The following is a 24,227-nucleotide window of genomic DNA, read 5'->3' as shown; positions in this document are numbered from 1 at the left end:
CGTCTCAAGGTCGTGTCCGGCGGCGTGGTCCATGGCCTGCCGTACGCCCTCGCCCTCGGCGGAGTGCACGAAGGTGAACATCACGCCGAGGGTGGCGGCTGCGGCCGCGCGCGAGCAGCGGGCCGCGCTGTCGGGCCGGTAGCGATCTCGTCGGCGACCTTCAGCACCCCGCTCCCGGGTCTCCTCGCTCGCGCCCGCTGGTTGCGGAACACGAGCGAGACCAGCGCCCGCGAGACCCACGCCTTCGCGGCGACGTCCGCCATCGTGGGCCGCCGCCCGCCCGAAGCGTCCACCTGAACCACCCTCCCGTGTGCCCGCCCGTCAGGGCACGGCGGGGCCGGTGATCTGCCTGCCGTCGTCGCCGTAGGGCCACACATTGGGGACGCAGCCGTTCATGCCCTTGATCTGCTGCATCATCGCGGGCGCGGGCTTCCCCGCGCCGGGGCAGCCGACGTGGTTGTGGCCGAGGTAGTGGCCGACCTCGTGGTTGATGATCAGCGCCCGGTAGGAGGGGACGTCCCGGGCGTAGACGGGGGTCGCCAGTTCCCAGCGCTCCAGGTTGACCATGACCTTGTCGAAGACGTTGCAGTTGAAGTCGCCGTGGGTGTCCAGCCCGCCCCCCAGACAGACCTTGTCGACGGTGCCCGGGGTGGCCACCCTGACGACGAAGTCGGCGCTCTTGCCGGAAACCCGCTGGAACGCGACGGCGCCGTCGGCGGTCCAGCCGCGCGGGTCGGCCAGGACGGCGTCCACCTGCCGCGCCACGTCCGCGGTGGAGAGCCGCAGCCCCGTCTCGACCTCGACCCGGTAGCGGAGGGGCTTCTTCCCCTTGCCGACCGGGTCGCTGCCGCCGGCGGCGGTGACGAAGGTTCCGGGGCCGGTGGCCGGGATGGGGACGGTGGTCCCGGTGGGGCTCGGCGAGGGGCTCCCGGGGGCCGCACCGGACGAGCCGGAGGCGGACGCGCCGGGGCTCGGGGCGGTACGGCCGGGAGCCGTCCCGGCCGAGTCGGAGGCCCCGGGCTCGGAGGTGTCCGCCCCACCGGCACCCGAGCCGCGGGTACCCGACCCGACGGCGCCGGACCCGACGGCCCCCGCCCCGGAGGCGCCGGCCGCGGATGCACCGGCCCCAGACGCGCCGGATTCCGCGGCGCCCGGCTCCGCGGCTCCGGGCTCGGCGCGACCGGCGCTTCCCACCCCCGCCAGCACGTCCTTGCCGGCCGGCAGCGCCCAGCCCACGGCGGCGAAGCCGGCGACCCCGAGGGCGGCCGTCGCGGCGAGCCCGCCCCACAGCGGGCCCTTCCCGCGGCGCCGCCCCGCGGCGTGCGCGGGACCGCGGCGACGGCCGGCGGTGGAGGACTGTGCTTTGTGCTCGCTCATGGTCAGCCAGACTGTGAAGTTGATGTGTTCAGGTCCGGGTCAGACAATAACGGAATCGTAACGGGTGATCATCCGGTCTATGTGATCATCCGGTAACAGTGCCCCGCGCGGGGTCCGGCGGTCCGGATACTGAGCCCATGCCACGTGTTCTGCTGATCGAAGACGACCCCGCCGTGCGCGAAGGGGTCGCGCTGGGGCTGCGCCGCCAGAACCATGAGGTCGCCGCCGTCCCGACCGGGGAGGAGGGCATGGACCGGCTGCGGTCCTTCCGGCCCGCCGTCGTCGTCCTCGATCTGATGCTGCCCGGGATGAGCGGCCTGGACGTGTGCCGTGCCGTCCGCGCCGTCGACCAGACCCTGCCGATCATCATGGCGACCGCACGGGGTGATGACGTGGACATCGTTGTCGGTCTGGAAGCGGGCGCGGACGACTACGTCGTCAAGCCGGTGCAGGCCAGGGTGCTGGACGCACGCATCCGGGCCGTGCTGCGCCGGGCGGGCGGAGCGGCCCCGGGCGACGGCGGTCTGCCGAAGATCGACACCTACGGGGAGCTGGCCGTCGACCGGGCCGGACTGACCGTCACCGTGCGGGGCGCCCCGGTCCAGCTCGCCCCCTCCGAACTGCGGCTGCTGCTGACCCTGTCCGCCTCCCCGGGCCAGGTGTTCAGCCGGCAGCAGTTGCTGGAGGCGGTCTGGGAGCACAGCTACCACGGCGACGCCCGGCTGGTGGACGCCTGCGTCAAACGGCTGCGCGCCAAGATGGGCGACCCGCCGCGCGAACCGCGCTACATCCAGACGGTCCGCGGCTTCGGCTACCGGTTCGCGGCGCGGTGAGACGCGCGGTGAACGACACGGTGCAGGACGCGGCGCATGACGCGGCGCATGGCACGGCGCATGGCACGGCGCATGGCACGGCGAAAAGCTCCAGGAGGAGCTCGGGGAGAGGCTCGGTGGGGGCGAGGATCCGACGGAGGGGAACCGGAACCGGGGGCGCGCCCGCTCCCGAGCCGCGACCGGCCGCTCCGCGGCACGAGGCGAGCACGCCGGTCAAAGGGTCACGCGCGCCGTCCCGGGTGGTGCTGCGCGGGCTGCGGGTCCGGCTGGTCGTCGCGTTCGGGCTGGTCGCCGCCCTGGCCACCACCACGACCGGTGCGCTGACCTTCCGCGAGGCGCGCAACGGGGTGCTCCAGCAGAGCCAGGACACCGTCATCCGGCAGCTGCGCACCCAGGTCAGCCGGCTCTCCACCGGCGTCGCCTACCCGCCGACCGAGGACATGCTCCGGCAGTTCGCGGGCAACGTGGCACTCGCCGAACCCTCCGGCACCTGGCGCGTCCTCGTCACCTACGAGGGACTGAGCGCGCCCTCCCTGCCCGGCTACCGCTTCGACGAGGTGACACCCGCCGTGCGCGAGGCCGTCGGCTCCAGCATGGCCACGGTGTTCCAGCGGGTGCGCAGCGGGGGACGCACCTCCCTCGTCGTGGGCATGTCGGTCGTCTTCGCCTCCGCCGAAGGGGCTTTGACACCGACCGGTATCCGGGTCTTCCTGACCGTGCCCCAGACCGACGAACAGCGGTCCGTCGACGCGCTGGTCACGGCCATCGAGCGGGCGACCGCGTCGGCGCTCGGCGTCGCCGTGCTCTTCGCCCTGTTCGCGGCACGCGGTGTGCTGCGGCCGGTGCGGGCGCTGCGCCGGGCGACCCGCAGCATCGCCGAGGGCCGGCTCGACACCCGGCTGGACGTCAACGGCTCCGACGAACTCGCCGATCTGTCCCACACGTTCAACGAGACCGCGGCGGCGCTGGAGCAGTCCGTCGCCGAACTGCGCGGCATGGAGGCGCGGGCCCGTCGTTTCGCCTCGGACGTCTCGCACGAGCTGCGCACCCCGCTGGCCGCGATGTCGGCGGTCACCGACGTGCTGGACGAGGAGGCCGCCCACCTCGATCCGGACACGGCGACCGCGGTACGGCTGATCAGCGAGGAGACCGTGAAGCTGGCCCGGCTGGTGGAGGACCTGATGGAGATCTCCCGCTTCGACGCGGGGGCGGCGGTCCTGCACCTGGACGAGGTCGACCTCGCCGAGTCGGTCCGGCGCACCCTCGCCTCCCGGGGCTGGTCGGACGCGGTCGAGACCCGGCTGCCGGGACCGGACGAACTGCGCGGCCGGGTCGATCCGCGCCGGCTGGACGTGGTGGTGGCCAACCTGGTCGGCAACGCCCTGCGGCACGGCGGCCGTCCGGTTCGGCTGACGCTGTCGGAGGGCGGGCCGCACGCCACCCTGCGGCACGCGGTCCTGGAGGTGGCCGACAGCGGGCCGGGCATCCCCGAGGACGTGCTGCCGTACGTCTTCGACCGCTTCTACAAGTCCGACACGGCACGCACCCGCACCGAGGGCAGCGGGCTGGGCCTGGCGATCACCGAGGAGAACGTACGCATGCACGGCGGTACCGTCCGCGCGGCCAACCGTCCGGGCGGCGGTGCCGTCTTCACGGTGGAACTCCCGCTGCGGCGGGACGAGTCGGCGTGGGAGAACCAGTGACGGGACGTGCCGGCCGTACGGCGCTGCTGATCGTCGGCGCGGCGCTCGCGCTCTGCTCCTGCGGCATCCCCGAGACGGGCGTGGTCGAGGCGGGCGGTCCGGCGAGCGGCATCACCGCGACGACGCCGCTGTACTTCGTCCGGGACGGCGCGCTGTTCGCCGTGCGCCGTGCGGTCCCGGAGGCCGGGGACGCCGCGGTGGCCGTCGAGCAGATGCTGGAGGGCCCGGACGTGGTGGAACGGTCCCGCGGGGTGACCACGCAGGTGGCCTGGTCGTCGGGGCCGGACTCCTTCCTCCCGACCGACGACTCCTCGCAGACCCGGGACGACCTCGCCGAGGCGGGCGAGCGGGCCGCCACGCCGGTCCCCTCGGCGTCCGAGTCGGCCAAGGAGCCCGTACGGGCCACGACGGACGGCAGCAGGGTCTCGGTCGTCCTGCCGAAGGGCGTGTCGACGGAACTCTCCCCCCTGGCGCAGCGGCAGCTGATCTGCACGGCGGGCCGGGCCCGCCGCCTCGTCCTGCGGGACACGCAGCCCGTGACGGTGACCGTGACCACCGCCGGAGGGCGGCACGCCGAGGGCACCGACGAGGACTGCCCCGATCCGTAGGCCGGCCCCGGCACGATGACGACGATTCCCCCGGGGGCCGGGAACGGGCCTCGGGCACGGCGGCGCATGGCCTGGAGGACGGACCCCGAAGTCCAACCCTATGGTGGCCTGATGTGCTGGAGTGCGACGGCCGATCTCGTGGCGGGCGCCGGTGTCACGGCCGTCGGGGTGGCCGCGGTGGCGCGGGTGCGCGCGCGACGGGATCTGCCGCTCGCCGCGCTGCCGCTGCTGCTCGGGGCGCATCAGATCGTCGAGGCGGTCGTCTGGCACCGGGGCGGGGGCGGCGGGGCCGCCACCGTCGTCTGGGGCGTCATCGCTCTGCCGCTGCTGGCGGTGTGGGTGCCCGCCGGGGTGTGGTGCGCTGCCACGGGCCCGGGCGCGCCGGCCGCCCGTCGCAGGCTGGCCGTGCCGCTCGCGGTGGGAGCCGCGACCGCCGCGGCCCTCGCGTACGGGCTGGCCACCGGCCCGGTGACGGCCGAGATCCACGGCCGGACCGTCGGCTACACGTTCGGCCTCCCTCAGCCACCGGTCCTCGTCGCGGGTTACCTGCTGGCCACCGTGGGCTCGCTGCTGCTGTCCGGCGACCGCCGGCTGACCCTGCTCGGCGTGCTCGTCGCCGTCGGGGCGTCGGTGTGCTGGGCGCTGTGGCGGCTGGAGTTCGTCTCGACCTGGTGTGCGCTGGCGGCCGTGTGCTCGGTGCTGCTGCTCGACTGGGCACGCACCCGACCCCCACCCACTCGCACACCACTCCACCGAACCGCCTGAGCCGCCGCGCGCACCCGACGGCGCCGGCGCACTGACCCGCGTCCCGCTGAGCGCGGCGGCCCAGGCATACCTTGCCGCTGTGGCGGCGGGAGTCCGTCTCCTACCTCGTGCGCCCTGGCGGCCGTGTGCTGGACCCTGCTGCACGACCGAGCACACACCCGACCCTCACCCACCGGGACACCACTCCCCCGAACCGCCTGAACCCGCACGCACCCGGCGACGCACCGACCCGGTCCCGGCGTGCGCGGGCGCGTAGCGCGGTGGAGGCTGGACGGCATGGTGCGTGAGCGCGGGCGCGGGGACGGGACGGAGGACGTGGAGGCGGCGCTCGACGGCCTGTACACCACTCCGCCGTCCGGTTTCGTGGCGCGCCGTGAGGAGCTGGCGATGGCCGCCAGGACGGCGGGCCGGGCGGAGGACGCCCGCCGGATCCACGGGGCCCGTCGGCCCACCCTGGCCGCCTGGGCCGCGAATCTGCTGCTGCGGTCACGGCCGGAGGAGAGCCAACGGTTCCTGGAGCTGGGGGAGGCACTGCGCAGGGCCCATCGGGACCTGGATCCGGCCGCGGTGAGGGAGTTGTCCGACCAGCGTCGCAGGATCGTCGCCGCGCTGACCCGCCGGACGGCCGACCTCGCGCTCGACGCCGGGCAGCGGCTGTCGGCCGCCGTGCTGACCGAGGTCACCGCCACCTTGCAGGCCGTTCTCGCCGACCCCGAAGCGGCGGACCGGTGGGCCACGGGCCGCCTGGACAACGCCCTCGTCCCGCCGTCGGGCTTTCCGGCGGGAGCCGCACCGGCGCGCGCGGTGCGGCGCGGTCCGCCGTCCCCTCCCCGTACGGACGACCTCGCCCGGCGGCGCCGGGAACGCCTCTCCCGGGCCCGAGCGGCGGCCGACACCGCCGCACGGGAACGGGACGAGCGGCACGCGGAGCACACCGCCGCCGAGGCGGTCGTACGCAGGGCACGGGAGCACCACGGGCGGGCCCGGCGGCAGGCGGAGGACGCGGAAGAGGCGCTGCGGCGGGCCCGGGAGACGCTCCGGTCGGCGGCCGAGGAGGAGCGGCAGGCCGAGGAGCGGTCCCGCGCGGCCGGCGACGCGCTGGCCCGTGCGGAGCGGGAGGCCCGGCGGACCGCCCGGGAGACGGAACGGCTGGAACCGGCTCCAGGGGACGGCCCCGAGTAGGGGGCACCGACGGCGTCAACCGATGCCGTCCGGCCGTCCGACCTGATTGCCGGCGCCCGCGTGGCGATGGACCGGGCCGGGCTCGTCGGCCGCGGCCGGTGGCCGAGTCCCGACTGGGCCCCGCCTGCCCTGGAGTGGCTGGCCCAAGGGCCAGGACACGTCGGCGGCGGGTTGCCGGGCCTGCCGAGCCCGGGATCAATGCAGGCAGGTGGGGTGGGGTGACTGGTCGGGCAGGTACACCGAGTGTTCCCGCGAGGTGAGGTCGCGACCAATGGCGCGGCAGATCCTGCTGATCGCTGTGTCGGGGGGAGGCACAGCGATGTTCCACCGGCGTACGGTCCGGTCGGCGCCGGCGGTGAGCAGGGTGTGGCCGTCTGAGCCGAAGACCAGCGCGAGCACGGTATTCGTGTGCCCGGTGAGCGTGGCCAGTGCGCTGCCGGTGGCGGTGTCCCACAGACGCACCGTGCCGTCCGGGGCGCCGATGGCCAGAACGCGACTGTCCGGGGTGAACGCCACGGATCCCGCCTCGCCGCTGTACCCGGCAAGGCTCGCGCGGCTGGTGCCGCTGGCGGTGTCCCACAGCTGTACGGTGCGGTCCTTGACGCCACCGGTGGCCAGAGTGCGGCCGTCGGGACTGAATCTCAACGTGGTCACTGCGCTGGAGTTCCCGGGCAGGATTTTGAGACGGCGGTGGGTGCCCGGATCCCAAAGCCGCACCGTGCCGTCTTCGCTGCCGGTGGCCAGCATGCGCCCGTCCGCGCTGAACGCCACTGAGGTGACTGTGGCGGTGTCGTCTTCCAGGTTCCGTCGAAGACCGCCGGTGGCGGCGTTCCACAGTTGCACTCCGATGGCGGTGGTGGCGGTGGCCAGGGTGCGCCCATCGGGGCTGAACGCGACCGAGTTGACCGGCGGGGCGGCGCCCACGTCCAAGCGCACGCGGAGGCTGCCGGTGCGCGTGTCCCACAGATACGCCCCGAGTCCGTAGATGCTCGCGGTGGCCAGAGCGCCGGCGTCCGGGCTGAAGACCATCGAGCCTGCTTCCGAGGTGGGTACGGCAACGCTCGCGCGCAGGCGGCGTGCGGCTACGTCCCACACGTGCACGGTACGGCCCCCATGGTTCGCGGTGGCCAGGGTGCTGCCGTCCGGGCTGAAGACCATCAAGTCCGTCTGCATGCGGGGATCGGCGAGAACGGACTCGGACGCGCCGGGTGTCATGTCCCAGAGCCGCACGCTGCCGTCGTCGTCACCGGATGCCAGGGTGCGCCCGTCCGGGCTGAACGCCAAGGAGCCCACGATGTGGGCGTGGCCTGCCAGGCTTCTTCGGAGGCGGCCTGTGCCGGTGTCCCACAGCCGCACGGTGCGGTCCTCGCTGCCGGATGCGAGAGTGCGTCCGTCCGGGCTGAAGGCGATCGAGGTCACCCCTGCGGTGGCTTCACCGTCCGCGGCCCGGGCGCCTTCGGCCAGCGTCTCTCGGACACGGCCGGTGCGCGTGTCCCACAGTCGCAGCGTGCCGTCCTCACCCCCCACTGCCAGGATGCGCCCGTCCGGGGTGAGCGCCAGCGAGGCCACCGTGACCGGGTCGCCGGCCAGGCGTGTTCGGAGGCGGCCTGTGCCGGTGTCCCACAGCCGCACGGTGCGGTCCTCGCTGCCGGATGCGAGAGTGCGTCCGTCTGCGCTGAAGGCGATCGAGGTCACCCCTGCGGTGGCTTCACCGTCCGCGGCCCGGGCGCCTTCGGCCAGCGTCCTTCGGACACGGCCGGTGCGCGTGTCCCACAGTCGCAGCGTGCCGTCCTCGCGCCCCACCGCCAGGATGCGCCCGTCCCTGGTGAACGCCTCCGTGGCTGGCCACTGATCCTCCCGGCCGGCGGCTTCCGGAGACGCCAGCGCGTTGATGCGCGTGTGTCCGGTGGTCACGTTCCACAGGTCCACCGAGTGTCCGAAGTTGCCGGCGGTGGTCAGGTTCTGCCCGTCGGGACTGAACGCCACCAACGCCGCAGCCTCGCCCTGCCCGTTGAAGGTTCTGCTCAGGCGCCCGGTGCGCGTGTCCCACAGCCACAGCTGGTCGCCGCTGGTGCTGCCGGTGGCGAGGGTGCGCCCGTCGGGACTGAAGGCCACCGAGGAGACAACGCCGCGCTGGCCGGTCAGCCTGTGCTCGAGAGGCACGGCCGCGGCCGCATAGAGGCTCTCTGTCGCCTGGGAGGTCGCACTGGTCCGGTAGGCCTGGACGGCCAGCAGCGCGGCCAGGTCGGAGTTGGTGCCGAGGAGAGCGGAGGATTGCGCGGCGAGCTGACGGGAGAGGGCCACCTGCCGGGCCCTGTCGGCGTTGCGCTTCTGCTGGTCGCTGAGCCGGCTCTGCTGCCAGGCGAGGAGCCCTGCGGTGACGGCCAGGACCAGCAGGACGGACAGGGACGTGGTGAGGGCACGCAGACGGCGGTTGGTGCGGGCGGTGGCCTGTTCTTCCTGTTCGCGTGCGGTGAGGCTGGCGGTGAGGAATGCGTGTTCCAGCCTGGTGAGGTCGGCAGCCGGCGCGGAGCCGAAGTGTTCCCGGGCGGTGGCGAGGCGGGCGCCGCGGTACAGAGCCCCCGCATCACGGCCCAGGTCTTCCCATGTCCGGGCGGCTTCGGCGAGTTTGCGGTGGTCGCGCAGACGTTCCCGCTCGGCGTCGATCCAACGGCGGAGCCGGGGCCAGGCGGTCAGCAGCGCCTCGTGGGCCAGCTCGACGGTGTCGTCGTCCAGGGTGAGCAGCCGTGCGCGGGCGAGGGATTCCAGAACGCCTGCGGTTTCTTCTCCGCCGATGTCCCGCAGCTCCGCGTGCTGGGTCGGTCTTCGGGTGTCGGGGGTGCCGTCGCCGGGGGTGACCAGGCGCAGCAGCAGACGGCGGGCCGCAGCAGCCTGGGCTGTGGTGAACCGACCGTAGACGTCCTCGGCGGTCTTGGCGACCGCGCCTTCCAGGCCTCCGGCCGCCTCGTAACCGGTCAAGGTCATGGTTTTGCCGCGGCGGCGGCGCCAGGTCTCCCACAGCACGTGCGACAGCAGCGGCAGCCCACCGGGCGCGTCCGCAACCTCGTCGACCAGGCGAGCGGTCAGGGCGCGTTCCACGGTCAAGCCTTCGGCTACGGCCGGTTTGACGATGGCCTGGCGCAGTTCCGCCGGACTCATCGGGCCGACCAGCACGTTGGCGTCACGCAGCGTGTCGGCCAAGCCGCGGTGTTCGGCGCAGCGGCCGTAGAAGTCGGCGCGCACAGCCAGGAGTACCCGCAGTCGGCTCTCCGGTCGTCGGGCGGTCAGGAGCAGGTCGATGAAGTCGGCGCGTTCGGCGGGATCATGGCAGAGGGTGAAGACTTCCTCGAACTGATCGACGATCACGAACACGTCGGTCTGGGCGCTCTCCGTGCCGGGGCCGGTGTCCAGCACCTGGGCGTGGGTGCGTGCCGGGTGCCGGCCCGGGGTCAGGATCCGAATCGCGGCGGGCCGCAGTGCGAGGTCCTGGGTGTGCTGCAGGGCGGGGATGAGTCCGGCGCGCAGCAGGGAGGACTTGCCACTGCCGGACGCCCCGAACACTGCGGCACACCGGTGCTTGCGCAGCACGTCGAACAGTTCGGCGGTGAGCTTGTCGCGGCCGAAGAACCGGCCGCTGTCGCCGAGCTCGAACCGTGCCAACCCCCGATACGGCGGCGTCCCGCTCTCCTCGTCCACCCCCGGACCCGAGGCAGCGGCCTCGTCCACCGCCCGCCTCCAACGCGCCTCCCACTCCGCTCGGTCGCCCCCGCACGCCTGCGCGTAGGCCAGCACCACCGGCAGCGTCGGCAACTGCTCTCCTGCGGCTGCCTGGGACAGCGTCGTCACCGCATACCCCGCCCGCTGGGCCAGCACCCGGTAGGTCAAGCCGCCCGCCTCGGCACGCAGCTTGCGCAACTCGTACGCGAACCGCTGCACCGGACCCGCCCCCGGATCCACCGGCACTTCACGACGTCCCGCCACGCCGCTCCCCCTCAGCTGCTCCCCTATCAGCCCGGACGGCCAACCTACGCACACCTCATTGCCCGGCAAAGATCGCGCCCGGCCATTGTTCGGCCGCCGGAACAGCCCTGCCGAACAATGCGCCGGCCGCTGAACTCGACTCGTCCCCGGGGTCGCCCCACGACAGGCGGGGCAGTGAGCGGAACTCATCGCCCTGCACATGGGGCACAGCACTCCCCTGGAGGCCGCGGCGCGGACGGCTGTCCGCCTCGCGCAGAAGCACGCAAACAGCCCACGGAAGGGAAACATCATGCGCACTGCGATATCTGCGGCCGGCGACAAGCTGGTTGCGCTCCTCGCGCCCCGTGCGACGGCTGCCGCCGCCTGCCGGGACGACTCCAGCTGGTGTGACGGGGGGTGCCCGTTCTGGTGGTGGCGGCGCGCCTACCACGTCGTGTGCGACAACGGCGACAGCTTCATCCGCTACAGCGCCTGCGGCTCCGGCAACTGCTGACCGACCGGCCCAGGGTGTGCCACCCCCTTTCGTGGGGGTGGCACACCCTGGGCCACCACGAGGAGCCGCCATGATGGCCTACGTATGCATCGCCTCCCGGGTTCTCATCGGGACGATTTTCGCTGTCTCTCTGACCACGAGACTTCTCCGCGAGAACGGCTGGTCCGAGTTCACGGACTCCGTGCGTGGACTGGCTCCGCGTCTTCCGGCGCGGACGGCTGCGGTCGTGGTGTGCGTCGCGGAGACATCCGTCGTATCGCTGGTCGTCACGGCGAGGAGCGCGGTGTACGGGCTGGCCGGGGCCATGCTGTTGCTGCTCTGCTTCACCGTCGCCCTGGTCGTGGCGTTACGGCGCCGCCGCGGAGTCTCCTGCGGGTGCTTCGGCACGTCCACCACCCCGGTCAGTGGATTCACCGTCGCACGGAATTGCCTACTGGCAGCCGGTGCGCTGGCCGGAATCATCGCCCATCCCGACTCGACGGGCGCCACCCCGGCCTGGCCCGGCTCCCTCACCGCCGTCGCGGTGGGCGCGGTAGCTGCCACTCTCGCCTACCTCACGGACGAACTCGCCGACCTGTTCCGGGTCCGGACCTAGCAGAAAGAGAAGACCATGCCCTACGTCATCACCTTCCTCGTCCTGCTCGGCGTGCTGTCGCTGTTCAACCTCGTGCTGTCGCTCGGGCTCATCCGACGGCTCCGTGAGGACACCGCCAAGACGGCTGCACGGTCGGCCGGTCCGCCGGTGATGCACGCCGCCGGCGAGCGGGTAGGCGCCTTCCGGGCGACCGCCACCGACGGAGCGATGCTTTCCGACGCCCTGCTCCGCGGGGCCCCCACCCTGGTCGGAGCGTTCGCCCAAGGGTGTCCCGAGTGCGAGGAGCGGCTCCCGCTGTTCGCAGAGTACGCCGCCGGGTTCCAGGGTGGCCCCGGACACGTGGTCGCCGTACTCGTGGGAGATCCCGATGCGCTCCGTGACAAGATCGCGATGCTGGAGCCGGTGGCGCGTGTCGTACTCGAGGGCAAGGACGGCGCGGTTGGCTCAGCGTTGGGGGTCCGCGGATACCCTGCCTTCGGTGTTCTCGACGACCAGGCCGTCGTGCAGGCCTCCGGTGTCCTGCTTGAGCACATCACCGGCAAGCCGGTCAACGTCTGAAGCGGGTCGGCCGGAGATGCGTAGAATCCTGCATGCCCTGCGGCTGAGCTGGCAGGCGAGCCGTGCGCTGACCGCCGTGGCCGTCGCACTGACGCTGGCCTTCGCGGGTGTCCCCCTCGTGACCGCCTGGCTCACCAAGATCTTTCTCGACGGCCTGGTCAGTGGTGCCGTCGGCACCAGAGCGCTTCTGGGGCTCGGCCTCGGACTCGCTTGCATGGGCCTGATGACCGCTCTGATCCCCCGTTGGATCCTGTTCGCCCACCGGGAGACCGAGCGTCAGGTCGGCCTGTTGGCCCAGGACCGTCTCTTCGCTGCGACCGAACACTTCGTCGGCATGGCACGCTTCGAGGAGCCCCAGTTCCTGGACCGGCTGCGGCTTGCCCTCCAGGCCGGAAGTTCCACGCCCGGAGCCGTGGTCTCGGGGAGTATGTCCGTCGTCGGCTCGGCCATGACCGCCCTGGGTTTCCTCGGTTCGATGCTCGTGCTGTCGGCTTGGATGCCCGTCCTGGTCCTGGCCTCGGGGGTGTCGACGGTGATGGCTGAGATGTGGCTTGCCAGGCGTCGCGCGGGCGTGTTCTGGCGTATCGGTCCCACCCAGCGGCGTGAGATCTTCTACCGCGAACTACTGACCGACGTTCAGGCGGCCAAGGAGATACGCCTGTTCGGAACGGGCGCCTTTCTTCGCACCCGCATGGCCGACGAACGCAGGGCCTCCAATCGCGAGCAGTCGGTGCTCGACCGCCACGAGCTCCTCCTGCAGACGGGGGCCAGCGCGGTGACCGCTGTCATCACCGGCGCCGCCCTGTTGTGGTCGGCCTTCGCAGCGGCGGCCGGTCGGATCACCGCAGGCGACGTGGCCCTGCTGGTCGCGGCGGTCACGAGCGTGCAGAGCGCGATGACGTCCATCGCCCGCGACACCGCCCTCACGCACCAGCAACTGCTGCTCTTCCAGCACTACCTCGACATCGTGACCGCCGAACCCGACCTTCCGGTCCCGGCCGACCCCCTGCCCATGCCCGACCTGCGCAGGGGAATCGAGTTCCGCGACGTCTGGTTCCGCTACTCCCCCGACCACCCCTGGGTCCTGCGCGGTGTCGACCTGACCATCCCGGCCGGTGCGTCGGTCGGCGTGGTCGGCAAGAACGGTGCGGGGAAGAGCACGCTGATCAAGCTCTTGTGCCGGATGTACGACCCCGATCGCGGCCAGATTCTCTGGGACGGTGTCGATCTCCGCTCGGTGGACCCGGTCGAGCTCCGGCGGCGGATCGGAGCGGTGTTCCAGGACTACATGCAGTACGAGCTCAGCGCCGCAGAGAACATCGGCCTGGGCAACCTCTCACTACTGACCCGCCCCGAGGAGATCGCCTCCGCCGCGCACAAGGCGGGCGCGCACGCCTTCGTCTCCGAACTGCCGCGCGGCTACGGGACACTGCTGTCCCGTAGTTTCTTCGACGCGGACGAGGCCGAGGGGCCGAGGGACCATGGCGTAACACTCTCCGGTGGTCAGTGGCAACGGCTTTCACTGGCTCGCGCCTACCTTCGCGACGACTGTGATCTCCTGATCCTGGACGAGCCGAGCTCGGGACTCGACGCCGAGGCGGAGCACGCGATCCACCGAGGCCTGCGGCACCATCGGCGGGGGCGCACAAGCCTGTTGATCTCGCATCGCCTCGGTTCAGTCCGTGAAGCCGAGTTCCTGGTGACCCTCGAGGACGGCCGGATCGTCGAGCGGGGCACACACGGGGAACTGATGAAACGGGGCGGGAGTTACGCGCGCCTGTTCTCCCTGCAGGCCATGGGCTACCAGGGACCGGCTGAGGAGGTCGTCTAGCGTGTGGTGGATCGCGGTGACGAGTCTGGGTCTCCTGGGTCTCCTGTGGCCTGTAATGCGCCTCCGGCGCCACGTGTCCCGGGTGAAGGTCATCGGCTGGAGCATGGAACCGACTCTCGCCCCCGGCTCTGAGGTCATCGCTCGACGAGTCCCTCCCCACTCTCTCTCCATCGGAGACATCGTCGTGGTTTCCGCTCCCGACTCCGAGCAGCTGATCATCAAGCGAATCGCGGCTGTCGGCGGTACTGCCGTCCCTGCCGCCCTGGGTGCCGAGGGCACTGTCCCTGACGGCATGGTGGTCCTCCTGGGCGACAACCCGGACAAGAGCCATGACTCACGGCACTTCGGCTGCGTCCCCGCCGACCGGGTTGTAGGGCGGGTGGTACGGCAGCTCGGCTGACCCTTGAGCGTCGCAGGCGGCGACGTCGTCGATGCGTCTCGGGCGTTGACCCGCCCCGCGAAGCTGCCCTCGACGACGCCGGACCGGCCGACGGTGGAGGTGTGGCGCAGGGCGTGCGAGGCTGGAAAGGACTCGCGGTGATCAGCGCCTCGCACGTGGGCCGCTGCGCTTAGGGGAGCGACGCGGGGTCGTCCTCACGCTTCCTTGACTGTGGGATGTAGGACACTGCGCGCACATGGTCAAGGTCAGGGGTCCGGTCGAGGCCCCGTTCGACGAGAGGTGTCAAGTGCCCAGCGTAGTAAAAATCAACGTACTGACGGTCCCGGCCGAGCAGCGGGAGACCCTCGAGAAGCGGTTCGCGGCGCGGGCGCACGCCGTGGAGAACTCCGACGGGTTCGAGTGGTTCGAGCTGCTCCGCCCGGTCGAGGGCACCGACACCTACCTCGTCTACACGCGCTGGCGGGACGAGGAGTCGTTCCAGGCGTGGATGGAGGGTCCGATGAAGTCCGCGCACCGGGGCGGCGCCGAGGGCGAGCAGGCCAGGCCCGCCGCCTCGGCCGCGACCCTGTGGTCCTTCGAGGTGGTACAGCAGGCGGGCCCGAAGGACGCGTAGCCGGTCGCGCCGGTGGGCGGGCGGGATGCCGCCGTCCGCCCACCGGACCCACCGCGTGCGGCCCCCTCGTGCGGGCGCCGGGCCGCCGGGATCCCGGAGCGTAGGCTGAAGGGGTCGGGCACTCCTTCGCGGGCGTGGCTCAGCCCCTTGATTTTGCTGTGCATTACCTGTGACTGACCCGACCTTTGCCTGCCGGTGTCCGCCGTTCGCCTGGCCTTCACGCGGGGCAGGCCCGGGGCTCCTAGGGTGTGCGGCGCCGCTCCCCGAACGTCCGTCGCTTCTGTCCCGGAGGACAGTCATGGCCGCCGTCAAGGCTTCTCAGCGCAACCGACGCCCCCTCGCCGCACTCGCCGGCGCCGTCGCCCTCACCGCCGCCTCGGTCGGTGTCTGGGCCACCACGGCCACCACCGCCCGGGCCGCGGGGCTCCCCACCCCTGACCACGTGGTGGTCGTGGTGCTGGAGAACCACGCCTACTCGCAGGTCATCGGCAGCTCCAGCGCCCCCTACCTCAACAACACGATCAAGGCGGGCGGGGCGAACCTCACCCAGTCCTACGGTCTGACCCACCCCAGCGAGCCCAACTACTACATGCTCTTCTCGGGCTCCAACCAGGGCCGCACCGACGACAGTTGTGTCTCCGTCGGTTCGATCTCCGCCCCCAACCTGGCCTCCGAGCTGATCGCCGCGGGCAAGACCTGGGCGAGCTACAACGAGTCGCTGCCGAGCCAGGGTTCGACGACCTGCAGCAGCGGCAAGTACGCACAGAAGCACAACCCCTGGTTCGGGTTCTCCAACGTGCCGACCAGCACCGCGAAGACCTTCGCGCAGTTCCCGACCGACTACACGACCCTGCCGAAGGTCTCCTTCGTCGTGCCGAACCTGTGCAGCGACATGCACGACTGCTCGGTCTCCACCGGTGACACCTGGATCCAGAACAACCTGGGCGCCTACGCCACCTGGGCCAAGACCCACAACAGCGTCCTCGCCGTGACCTTCGACGAGGACAACAAGCTCTCCGGCAACCGCATCCCCACCTTGTTCTACGGGGAGCACGTCACGGCCGGCAGCTCCAGCGCCACCACCTACAACCACTACAACGTGCTGCGCACGATCGAGGACCTGGCGGGCCTGTCCGCGCACGCGGGCAACGCCGCCTCTGCCTCCGACATCACCGGCATCTGGAACTGACGCCGGTGTACCTCGCGGACTCCCGCGGCACCGCGCCGGCCGTCGCCCAGGACATCCGTCCCGGGCGGCGGCCGGCCGCCGTGCCCTCCACCGTGCTGGCCCTGGGCGCGGTCAGCCTGATCACGGACGTCTCCTCCGAGATGGTCACCGCCGTCCTGCCGCTGTACGTCGTCGCGGGCCTCGGTCTGTCGCCGCTCGGCTTCGGACTCCTCGACGGCATCAACAACGGCGTCGGGGCGCTCGTACGGCTGGCGGGCGGCCATCTCGCCGACCGAGGGGGCCGTCGGCACAAGGTGGTCGCGGGCCTCGGCTACGGTCTGTCGGCGCTGTGCAAGCCGCTGCTGCTGTTCGCCCACACCCTGCCGGTGATCAGCGGCGTGCTCGCGGCCGACCGCACCGGCAAGGGGCTGCGCACCGCGCCCCGGGACGCGATGATCTCGCTGGCCACCGAGCCCGAGCGCCGGGGGCGCGCCTTCGGGGTGCACCGGGCCATGGACACCACCGGCGCACTGCTCGGCCCCCTCGTCGCCTTCGCCGTGCTGCGGGCCACCGTCGACGGCTACGACGCGGTCTTCGCCGTGAGCGGCTGCGTGGCCGTGCTCGCAGTGCTGGTGCTGGTCCTGTTCGTACCCGCCCGCATCACTCCCGCGGGGGCCGTACGGCCGCCCGAGACGGCCCGGCCGACGCTGCGGGAGGCGTTCGCGCTGCTGCGCCGCCCCGCCCTGCGGCGGCTGACCGTGTGCGCGGCGCTGCTCGGCCTGACCACGGTCAGCGACTCCTTCCTCTATCTGCTGCTCCAGCGCGAGGGACGGCTGCCCGCCGATCTGTTCCCACTGCTGCCGCTGGGCACCGCCGCCGTCTTCCTGCTGCTCGCCGTCCCGCTCGGGGCGCTCGCCGACCGGATTGGCCGCCGCCGGCTCTTCCTCGCCGGGCACGGGGCCCTGCTGCTCGGGTACGGCCTGGTGCTCTCCCCGTGGCACGGCGTCCCGGCCGTGCCGGCGGTCCTCGTCCTGCACGGCACCTTCTACGCCGCCACCGACGGGGTCCTCGCCGCCGCCACCGCCGGTGCCGTCCCGGACCGGCACCAGGGCGCAGGGCAGGCCCTGGTCGGCACCGGTCAGGCGCTGGCCCGGTTCACCTGCTCGCTGGCCTTCGGCGCGGCCTGGAGCCTGTGGGGCGGGCGGACCGCACTCGCGGCCACGGCCTGTGCCCTGGCCCTCAGCGCGCTGGCCGCCGGGTACGTCCTGCGCCCCTCCGCCGTCCGCGCACCGGACGAGGCGGTGTCCGCATGACCGGCACCGGCACGCCCCGGACCGACCCGCCCCAATCCGGCACACCCCAAACCGGCACGCCCCATACCGACACGCCTCAGACCGGCCTGACCGGTATCGGCCGACGGCTGGTGATCCTGCTGGTGGCCGTCCTGCTGCTGGGGAGCGTCGGGACCGGGGCGGTGCTGTACGCGGCGCACCGGTCGGGCCTGCGGGACGAGCAGCAGGCCGACGGTCCGGCCGTGCGGACCGGCAGTGTCTCCCTGCGGCCCACCTCCGGCCGCCGGCTGCTGGTGCGCAACCTGGCCTGGGGGCCGCACCGCGACGAGATCGCCGGCGTGCCCGCCGACGATCCGACGGGGCCGCGCACCGTGTCGGGCGTCAAGTGCCTGCGCTTCCACGCGGCGGCGGGCACCGGCATCTGCCTCCAGGCCGTGCACGGGGCGCTGCGGGACACCTACCGGGCGGTGGTGCTCGACGCGCGCCTGCACGAGCTGCGCCACTTCGCGGTGCCGGGCATCCCGACGCGAGCCCGGGTCTCCCCCTCGGGGCACCTGGTCGCCTGGACGGTCTTCGTGAGCGGGGACTCGTACGCCGGTACGGACTTCTCCACCCGCACGACGATCGTCGACACCCGCACCTGGACGGTCGACGACAATCTGGAGACCTTCCGCGTCGTCAAGGACGGGCACGCCCACCACGCGGCCGACACCAACATCTGGGGTGTCACCTTCGCCGACGACCGCCGCTTCTACGCCACCCTGGCGACGGGCGGGAAGACCTATCTCGTCCGGGGTGACGTCACGGACCGCACCCTCACCACCGTGCACGGGAACGTCGAATGCCCTTCGCTGTCGCCCGACGGGACCCGGATCGCGTACAAGAAGCGGGTGAAGGGGGCCTCGCCCGACGCGCCCTGGCGACTGTACGTGCTCGATCTGCGGACCATGAAGGAGAGCCCGACGGCCGAGAGCCGCACCATCGACGACCAGGCGCTGTGGGCCGACGACCACACGCTCGTCTACGCCCTCCCCGGCGACTACGGCTCCGATCTGTGGACCGTGCCCGCCGACGGCGGCGGGACGGCCCGCCGGCTGATGGACTCCGCCGTCGCCCCGGCCTACCTGGGGTGACCGGGCCGGAAGGAGACGCGGTCGTGGCATGAGCCTGATGGAACCGGAGGGCCGGAACGGGCGTTTTCCCCTGTGCCCGGGGTGGACCCGGCGGCCGATCCAGAGGAACGAGGGCGATGTGACGAGTGACAAGGCCCGACGACTGTTCGAGGCGCTCGACCTCGACCAGGACGGGACCCTGACCAGGGCGGAGGTGATCACCGCCCTGCGGACCAGGGGTCCGTCGCTCGCCGCGTCGGGGGTGCTGCCGTTCCATGGCCTGGGGGACGCCGACGCCTCCTCCGCCCTGTTCGACGCGGCCGACCAGAACGGGGACGCGGTGCTGACCCTGGAGGAGTTCGCCGCGGTCGTCGACCGGCGCTTCGGCTGGAACTGAACCCCGGGTGCCCTCGACGGCGGCGCCCCGGCGCCGGCCCCCATTGCGTCGCGCCCCGAGGGCGGGGCCGCTAGGGGGTGTTGCGAAAGTCCCGCACAGCACCCGCGGCGCCCGGCACGCTCCCCCGGAGGGGGCACCCCCACTCGCCGCACCGGCCGAAACCCCAAGTACGTCCAGTACGAGGGCTTTCGTCCGGCACTCCCCCAGCCTTCGGCCGGGGGGACCCCCAGAGCACGCACCGGACACCGCGGGCACCGCACAGGACTTTCGAAACACCCCCCAGTGCCGTGACCGGAAAGGTTCACCGGCTCGCGGCGTCCGGCACGGCACTAGCCTCTGCGTGGACATGACGAAGAGGCGGGCGACCGCGAGAGGGGCACGCATGGGGACCGACCGTCTGGATCTGCTGCTCGACCAGTTCGACTGTGCCAGGGAGAGGGCCCAGGTACGGCTGGCGGGGCTCGGGGACGAGGAGTACCTCTGGGAGCCGGTGGCGGACTGCTGGTCGATCCGGCGCCGCGCGGAGGCGAGGACCCCCCGCGCGTTCGGGCCGGGCGACTGGGTGCTGGACCAGGGCGCCCCGGACATCCCGCCGAGCGAGTACGCCGAGGTCGCCCGGCAGGCCGCGGACGGGATGTCCGTGGCCAAGATCGCGGAGGACTGGAGCGTCGGCGTGCCGCGGGTCGAGGAGGTCCTCGCGCACACCGGGCCGGTGCTGCCCGACCGGACCCCGATCACCACGATCGCCTGGCGGCTGGGACACCTCCACTACGGCTTCGCGGGCGGCTGGGAATGGACCTTCGGCGAACGGCGCCGGGATCCGAAGCTGATGGTCGACTTCACCCCCGACGCCTCCCTCGCCCTCGAACGGTTCTGGACCGCGGTCGACCGCTGGCGCGAGGCCGTCGCCACGGTCACCGACGAACAGCTCGACACCGTCGGCTTCTCCCAGTACCCGTACGGCTCCGACCCCGACGACCCGTTCGTGGACGTGCTCTGGGGCGGCAACCTGGAGTTCATCCACCACATGTCCGAGATCGCCCTGCTGCGCGACCTCTGGCAGCACCGGGCCTGACGGCCCCCGGCACGCCGTCGACCCGCGCCTCCTGCGACACCGCGCGCCGAAATCCCTCGCCCTTCACGCCCCGCCCCGCCTCGTACTCGAACTTCCGTTCCCCCGCCCCGACCCGCAACGTCCGGGCGTCCTGCGAGTTCTCAGGTCACGGTGTCGTCTGCCGCGTACGGCAGCCCCGCTGCCACGCCTCGCTCTGTGCGGTGGGGCGGATACGCACAGTGAGGGAACGGCAAGAGGGAAAGGAAACGGGCGAGGATGACGGAGGCCACGGCGAGCGAGCCGGACGAGCGGGTGCTGGGGCGCCGGTGGACGGTGCGACTGGACCCCGCCGGCCGTGGCAGCGCGGCGGTACGCGTCTCGTGCAGCCGCCCTGCCTGCGCCGAGCAGCGACTGCCGTCCGCGGCCGCCGGCCGCGCGGCCGCGGTCGAACACCTCAAGTCCCATCTGCGGGCGGTCGCGGAGCCCCGGGCCGGGGCGTACTGCGCGTGCCGGGCCGACAGCTGCCGTACGCACATCTCTCCCGCCGACCGGCAGCCGGGCGGCCAGCCCTGGCGGTGCGGCGGGGCGGTCGTCCTGGCCGTGGTCGGCGACCGGCAGGGCCGCTGGTGGCAGGCGATCGAGTGCTGCGCGCGCTGCGCGGCCGCGACCCCCGGCGCGAAGGTCGTCACCGCCGCCCCGCTCCCGGCCGGGCCGGCGGCCGGCCGCCCGGTGGCCGCGTCGGCCGGGACGCCGCGGTTCTCCGACACCTCCCCGTCCGCGGCCGGTGCGCGCGGTGTGCCGGCGCCCCGCTCCTCGCCCGCGCCGCGCATCCGCCCGCACGGGAAGATCGCTCAGCGGATCGTCCCGCACGATCTGCGGCCCACCGCGCTGCGGGACGAACTCGTCGCACTCGGCGACCTGTTCCGCACGTACCAGAAGCAGGCCGAACCCGATCTGGCGCTCCTCGCGGACCTCCATGAACGCAAGGCGCGCGCCTTCACCACCTGGGCCGAGGTCAGTGGGGACAGGGCGCTGCGGCGGGAGGCGCTGCGCGCCGAGCAGGCCGCCGCCGCGGCCCGTTCCCAGCACCTCCAGCGCACGGGTGTCGGCACGGACGCCGAGGGGCCGGCCGTCAGCCGTGTGCTGAACACTCCGGCTCAGTGGGAGCATGTACGTTCCGTCCTCGCCCACGTGGCCGGGCACAGCCCGCTGCCGGGGCCGGACGCCCGGCTGCTCGTCCTGATGCTGACCCTGCGCGCCGCGCACTCCGGGGCCGGCAACGTCGTGGGCCAGGACGTCACCGCGCTGAACCTGACGGAGCCGCAGGACCTGGTCGAGAAGCTGATCGACTGCGGATGGCTGGTCGTCCCCGGCACCGCCGAGGACCTGATCGCCGCCCGGCCGGAGAGCCCCGTCGCGGTCACCGTCCCCTCGCTGGCGCCGCGCGAGGACGGCTCCGGACCGTTCGCGTTCGGCAGGAAGACCCGGCCCAGGCTGAGCGGATGGGCCCAGCGGGTCGTCTCGGACAAGAAGCTCCGCAAGGCCCGGGCCGACGCCGGCACCCGCCTGCTGGCCATGACGCTGGCCGCGCACGCCGACGGCTCGGGCCGCCTCGGCGCCGACGAGCGCGGCATCGACCTGAGTTTCCTCACCGCCGCGGTCCCGGTGGACGCCGGCGAGTTGCCGCACCTGCTGGACCAACTCACGGCGGCGGCCTGGCTCACCGAGGCCACGCTCACCGACACCCGCCTGACCGGACAACTCACCGAACGCGCCCTCCCCCTGACCTGCCCCCTCCCCCTGACGGACCCGACGGATCAAGCCGGGTAGGGTCCGGTGCGCCCGCCGGCCGACGTCATCGCCGACCGTGCCCATCCGACCTCTCGCCTCGGCGCGCCGCTCTCGGCCTTCGGCGCCGTGGCCGGCGCGGTCCTGCTCGTCGCGGCCGCTCGCGAGCGCCGCTCGGGAGCCTCGGCTCCGGGGCTCGCGGCGGCAGGCGTGGTCTTCCTGGGCGCGTTGTCCGCGTGGGTGCGTGACGTCAGGCGCCTTCGCCGGGAGCGGACCGCCTGACGTCCACGCCGGTGCGCACCGGCTCGTCCCCCGCGGCCGAGCCGCCCGCGTCCCGCTCGCCGGACTCCCGCCCCGAAAGCTCAGAGCAGGGAGCGGATCGCGCTCTCGAAATGCTCCACGTGCTCGGCGGCCAGGGCCGCGGCGCGGTCCCCGTCACCCGCCAGGACCGCGCGGACGAGCGGACCGTGCTCGCCGACGTGGCCGGCCAGTCCGGGGAGGCGGTCGAGGAACAGGCACCAGATGCGCGTGGCCAGGTTGTCGTAGCGCACGAGCGTGTCCTGCAGGAAGGGGTTGGCCGTGGCGGTGTACAGCGCCCGGTGCAACCGGAGGTCCAGCGCGAGGAGTTCGCCGACCTCCCGCCCGGCGGCCGCGTCCAGCTCCTCCAGGAGCCGGCTCAGTACGGCCCGGTCCCCCGCGCCCGCACGGCGGGCGGCGCAGTCGGCGGCCAGCGGCTCCAGCCGGAGGCGCACCTCGGTGAGATGGCCGAGGTCGGTGATCTGGACCTCGGAGGCGAACGTGCCGCGCCGCGGATAGGAGACCACGAGCCGGTCGGCCTCCAGACGCTTCAGCGCCTCGCGCACCGGGGTGCGTCCGACCCCCAGCTCCGCCGCCATCTGCTCGTCGTTGATGGGTGTCCCGGGCGCGATCCGCAGCGTCACCAGGCGGTCGCACAGGGCCCGATAGGCCCGTTCGGCCAGGGTGAGCCCCTCCTCCGCCACCACGACCGACATGGCGCGCCCTCCTCGCCCACTCTGCTGCTCCTACGCCGTCCAGACTACCCGACGACTCCTTGACGACTGACCCACACTGCGCCTACAACTGATATATCAGCTACCCAGCTGTACGCGCCCAGTCGTCCAAGGGGACCGCATGAGCCTCTCCCAGCCGCTGACCCTGTTCGACCATGAGGTCGCCGCCTCGTTCCCCCTGCACCCCGAGCTGAACGGAGCCGCGGCATGACCGGCACGCCGCTTCCGGACCACCCGGACTTCCTCTGGCGCAACCCCGACCCCAAGCGGTCGTACGACGTGGTGATCGTCGGTGGCGGCGGGCACGGCCTGGCGACCGCCTACTACCTGGCCAGGAACCACGGGATCACCGACATCGCGGTCCTGGAGAAGGGGTGGCTGGCCGGCGGGAACATGGCCCGCAACACCACCATCATCCGCTCCAACTACCTGTGGGACGAGAGCTCCGGCATCTACGAGCACTCCCTGAAGCTGTGGGAGACGCTGGAGGAGGACCTCGACTACCCCATTCTGTTCAGCCAGCGCGGGGTGCTGAACCTCGCGCACACCCTCCAGGACATCCGGGACAGCAAGCGCCGGGTGTACGCCAACCGGCTCAACGGCATCGACGCCGAGTGGCTGGAGCCGGACGAGGTCGCCGAGGTCTGCCCCGTCGTCAACATCGACCAGGACGTGCGCCACCCGGTGCTCGGCGCCACGTACCAGCCGCGCGCCGGCATCGCCAAGCACGACTACGTCGCCTGGGGCTTCGCGCGGCGGGCCGACGCGTACGGCATCGACCTCATCCAGAACTGCGAGGTCACGGGCATCGACGTGACGGACGGCCGGGTGACGGGCGTACGGACCACACGCGGCGACATCTCCGCCGGCAAGGTGGCGCTCGCCGGCGCGGGACACACCTCCGTGCTCGCCGAGATGGTCGGCCTCAGACTGCCGTTGCAGAGCCACCCGCTGCAGGCGCTCGTGTCCGAGCTGCTGGAACCGGTGCACCCGACGGTCGTGATGTCCAACGCCGTCCATGTGTACGTCTCCCAGGCGCACAAGGGCGAACTGGTCATGGGCGCCGGCATCGACAGCTACAACGGCTACGGCCAGCGCGGCGCGTTCCACATCATCGAACGCCAGATGGCCGCCGCCCTGGAGCTGTTCCCGGTGTTCGCCCGCGCCCACATGCTGCGCACCTGGGCCGGCATCGTCGACACCACCCCGGACGCCTCCCCCATCGTCGGGCTCACCCCGGTCGAGGACCTGTACCTCAACTGCGGCTGGGGGACGGGCGGTTTCAAGGCCACCCCCGGCGTCGGCTGGTGCTACGCCCACACCATCGCCACCGGTGAACCCCACCCGTACAACGCGCCCTTCGCCCTGTCCAGGTTCGTCACCGGCGCGCTGGTCGACGAGCACGGCGCGGCCGCCGTGGCCCACTGACCCCTCTCCCGGAGACTC

The 24,227-nt window shown here is 72.7% G+C and carries 22 protein-coding genes; 19 read left to right on the top strand and 3 right to left on the bottom strand.

From position 1 onward, the window contains the following. Window positions 1–321: 321 nt before the first annotated feature. The gene (locus U5640_RS38970; RefSeq protein WP_340385597.1) at window positions 322–1,290 is read right to left on the bottom strand and encodes a DUF3152 domain-containing protein; all 969 of its coding nucleotides are present in this window, start codon (window positions 1,288–1,290) and stop codon (window positions 322–324) included. 224 nt (window positions 1,291–1,514) lie between these two features. Here U5640_RS38970 and U5640_RS38965 point away from each other — a divergent pair, with 224 nt between their 5' ends. The 5 genes from U5640_RS38965 (at window position 1,515) to U5640_RS38945 (ending at window position 6,468) form a co-directional block, all read left to right on the top strand. Next, window positions 1,515–2,210 carry a response regulator transcription factor gene (locus tag U5640_RS38965; RefSeq protein WP_340383917.1) on the top strand — a complete coding sequence of 232 codons (696 nt, stop codon included), beginning with the start codon at window positions 1,515–1,517 and terminating at the stop codon, window positions 2,208–2,210. A 242-nt stretch (window positions 2,211–2,452) separates the two neighbouring features. Beyond that, window positions 2,453–3,913: a HAMP domain-containing sensor histidine kinase gene (locus U5640_RS38960; protein WP_340383915.1), complete on the top strand. Its 1,461-nt coding sequence runs from the start codon at window positions 2,453–2,455 to the stop codon at window positions 3,911–3,913. Next, complete coding sequence (locus U5640_RS38955; RefSeq protein WP_340383913.1) at window positions 3,910–4,521, top strand: hypothetical protein; 612 nt, start codon at window positions 3,910–3,912, stop codon at window positions 4,519–4,521. The genes U5640_RS38960 and U5640_RS38955 overlap by 4 nt, the downstream gene beginning before the upstream one ends. 111 nt (window positions 4,522–4,632) lie before the next feature. Continuing rightward, a complete protein-coding gene (locus U5640_RS38950) occupies window positions 4,633–5,286 on the top strand; it encodes a DUF6629 family protein (protein WP_340383911.1) in 654 nt (217 codons plus the stop codon). Between the two features lie 276 nt (window positions 5,287–5,562). After that, on the top strand, window positions 5,563–6,468 hold the full coding sequence (locus tag U5640_RS38945; RefSeq protein WP_340383909.1) for a hypothetical protein: 906 nt from the start codon (window positions 5,563–5,565) through the stop codon (window positions 6,466–6,468). A 195-nt stretch (window positions 6,469–6,663) separates the two neighbouring features. On the opposite strand, the gene U5640_RS38940 is transcribed toward U5640_RS38945, so the two are convergent. Next, entirely contained in the window at window positions 6,664–10,638 is a 3,975-nt protein-coding gene (locus U5640_RS38940; protein WP_340383907.1) for a helix-turn-helix domain-containing protein, read from the bottom strand. Between the two features lie 100 nt (window positions 10,639–10,738). Here U5640_RS38940 and U5640_RS38935 point away from each other — a divergent pair, with 100 nt between their 5' ends. The 13 genes from U5640_RS38935 to U5640_RS38875 all read left to right on the top strand — a co-directional run bounded on the left by U5640_RS38935 (window position 10,739) and on the right by U5640_RS38875 (window position 22,032). After that, a complete protein-coding gene (locus tag U5640_RS38935; protein WP_340383905.1) occupies window positions 10,739–10,942 on the top strand; it encodes a hypothetical protein in 204 nt (67 codons plus the stop codon). A gap of 70 nt (window positions 10,943–11,012) precedes the next feature. Beyond that, window positions 11,013–11,537 (top strand): MauE/DoxX family redox-associated membrane protein, encoded by a 525-nt coding sequence (locus U5640_RS38930; RefSeq protein ID WP_340383903.1) that lies wholly within the window; start codon window positions 11,013–11,015, stop codon window positions 11,535–11,537. Between the two features lie 15 nt (window positions 11,538–11,552). Then, window positions 11,553–12,095, top strand: a complete 543-nt coding sequence (locus tag U5640_RS38925; RefSeq protein ID WP_340383901.1) for a TlpA disulfide reductase family protein — start codon at window positions 11,553–11,555, stop codon at window positions 12,093–12,095. Further along, window positions 12,061–13,926, top strand: a complete 1,866-nt coding sequence (locus tag U5640_RS38920) for an ABC transporter ATP-binding protein (protein ID WP_340383899.1) — start codon at window positions 12,061–12,063, stop codon at window positions 13,924–13,926. The genes U5640_RS38925 and U5640_RS38920 overlap by 35 nt, the downstream gene beginning before the upstream one ends. A 55-nt stretch (window positions 13,927–13,981) precedes the next feature. After that, on the top strand, window positions 13,982–14,326 hold the full coding sequence (locus U5640_RS38915) for a S26 family signal peptidase (RefSeq protein ID WP_340385595.1): 345 nt from the start codon (window positions 13,982–13,984) through the stop codon (window positions 14,324–14,326). Between the two features lie 286 nt (window positions 14,327–14,612). Further along, the gene (locus U5640_RS38910) at window positions 14,613–14,939 is read left to right on the top strand and encodes an antibiotic biosynthesis monooxygenase (protein ID WP_340383897.1); all 327 of its coding nucleotides are present in this window, start codon (window positions 14,613–14,615) and stop codon (window positions 14,937–14,939) included. Window positions 14,940–15,237: 298 nt separating this feature from the next. Continuing rightward, a complete protein-coding gene (locus U5640_RS38905) occupies window positions 15,238–16,128 on the top strand; it encodes an alkaline phosphatase family protein (RefSeq protein ID WP_340383895.1) in 891 nt (296 codons plus the stop codon). A 5-nt stretch (window positions 16,129–16,133) separates the two neighbouring features. Next, entirely contained in the window at window positions 16,134–17,420 is a 1,287-nt protein-coding gene (locus tag U5640_RS38900) for an MFS transporter (protein ID WP_340383893.1), read from the top strand. Further along, window positions 17,417–18,532: a TolB-like translocation protein gene (locus U5640_RS38895; RefSeq protein WP_340383891.1), complete on the top strand. Its 1,116-nt coding sequence runs from the start codon at window positions 17,417–17,419 to the stop codon at window positions 18,530–18,532. The genes U5640_RS38900 and U5640_RS38895 overlap by 4 nt, the downstream gene beginning before the upstream one ends. Before the next feature lie 118 nt (window positions 18,533–18,650). Continuing rightward, entirely contained in the window at window positions 18,651–18,908 is a 258-nt protein-coding gene (locus U5640_RS38890; RefSeq protein ID WP_340383889.1) for an EF-hand domain-containing protein, read from the top strand. Between the two features lie 382 nt (window positions 18,909–19,290). Next, a complete protein-coding gene (locus U5640_RS38885) occupies window positions 19,291–19,983 on the top strand; it encodes a DinB family protein (protein WP_340383887.1) in 693 nt (230 codons plus the stop codon). 255 nt (window positions 19,984–20,238) lie between these two features. Next, on the top strand, window positions 20,239–21,792 hold the full coding sequence (locus U5640_RS38880) for a hypothetical protein (protein ID WP_340383885.1): 1,554 nt from the start codon (window positions 20,239–20,241) through the stop codon (window positions 21,790–21,792). Window positions 21,793–21,798: 6 nt separating this feature from the next. Further along, window positions 21,799–22,032, top strand: coding sequence for a hypothetical protein (locus tag U5640_RS38875; RefSeq protein ID WP_340383883.1), 234 nt, complete (start codon window positions 21,799–21,801; stop codon window positions 22,030–22,032). 80 nt (window positions 22,033–22,112) lie between these two features. On the opposite strand, the gene U5640_RS38870 is transcribed toward U5640_RS38875, so the two are convergent. Continuing rightward, window positions 22,113–22,763 (bottom strand): GntR family transcriptional regulator, encoded by a 651-nt coding sequence (locus tag U5640_RS38870; RefSeq protein WP_340383881.1) that lies wholly within the window; start codon window positions 22,761–22,763, stop codon window positions 22,113–22,115. Between the two features lie 225 nt (window positions 22,764–22,988). On the opposite strand from U5640_RS38870, the gene U5640_RS38865 reads away from it, so the two are divergent. Next, on the top strand, window positions 22,989–24,209 hold the full coding sequence (locus tag U5640_RS38865; RefSeq protein ID WP_340383879.1) for a sarcosine oxidase subunit beta family protein: 1,221 nt from the start codon (window positions 22,989–22,991) through the stop codon (window positions 24,207–24,209). The last annotated feature ends 18 nt before the right edge of the window (window positions 24,210–24,227 follow it).

Source organism: Streptomyces sp. SS7, from assembly GCF_037993025.1.
Lineage (GTDB): Bacteria > Actinomycetota > Actinomycetes > Streptomycetales > Streptomycetaceae > Streptomyces.
The sequence above is the reverse complement of the archived record's forward strand: the minus strand, read 5'-3'. Positions and strand labels throughout refer to the sequence as shown.

Coding starts and splice junctions, on each gene's coding strand:
- U5640_RS38965 (WP_340383917.1), top strand. CDS start 1,515: ATGCCACGTGTTCTGCTGATCGAAGACGACCCCGCCGTGCGCGAAGGG.
- U5640_RS38950 (WP_340383911.1), top strand. CDS start 4,633: ATGTGCTGGAGTGCGACGGCCGATCTCGTGGCGGGCGCCGGTGTCACG.
- U5640_RS38945 (WP_340383909.1), top strand. CDS start 5,563: ATGGTGCGTGAGCGCGGGCGCGGGGACGGGACGGAGGACGTGGAGGCG.
- U5640_RS38940 (WP_340383907.1), bottom strand. CDS start 10,638: ATGAGTTCCGCTCACTGCCCCGCCTGTCGTGGGGCGACCCCGGGGACG.
- U5640_RS38935 (WP_340383905.1), top strand. CDS start 10,739: ATGCGCACTGCGATATCTGCGGCCGGCGACAAGCTGGTTGCGCTCCTC.
- U5640_RS38930 (WP_340383903.1), top strand. CDS start 11,013: ATGATGGCCTACGTATGCATCGCCTCCCGGGTTCTCATCGGGACGATT.
- U5640_RS38925 (WP_340383901.1), top strand. CDS start 11,553: ATGCCCTACGTCATCACCTTCCTCGTCCTGCTCGGCGTGCTGTCGCTG.
- U5640_RS38915 (WP_340385595.1), top strand. CDS start 13,982: ATGCGCCTCCGGCGCCACGTGTCCCGGGTGAAGGTCATCGGCTGGAGC.
- U5640_RS38905 (WP_340383895.1), top strand. CDS start 15,238: ATGGCCGCCGTCAAGGCTTCTCAGCGCAACCGACGCCCCCTCGCCGCA.
- U5640_RS38895 (WP_340383891.1), top strand. CDS start 17,417: ATGACCGGCACCGGCACGCCCCGGACCGACCCGCCCCAATCCGGCACA.
- U5640_RS38885 (WP_340383887.1), top strand. CDS start 19,291: ATGGGGACCGACCGTCTGGATCTGCTGCTCGACCAGTTCGACTGTGCC.
- U5640_RS38880 (WP_340383885.1), top strand. CDS start 20,239: ATGACGGAGGCCACGGCGAGCGAGCCGGACGAGCGGGTGCTGGGGCGC.
- U5640_RS38870 (WP_340383881.1), bottom strand. CDS start 22,763: ATGTCGGTCGTGGTGGCGGAGGAGGGGCTCACCCTGGCCGAACGGGCC.
- U5640_RS38865 (WP_340383879.1), top strand. CDS start 22,989: ATGACCGGCACGCCGCTTCCGGACCACCCGGACTTCCTCTGGCGCAAC.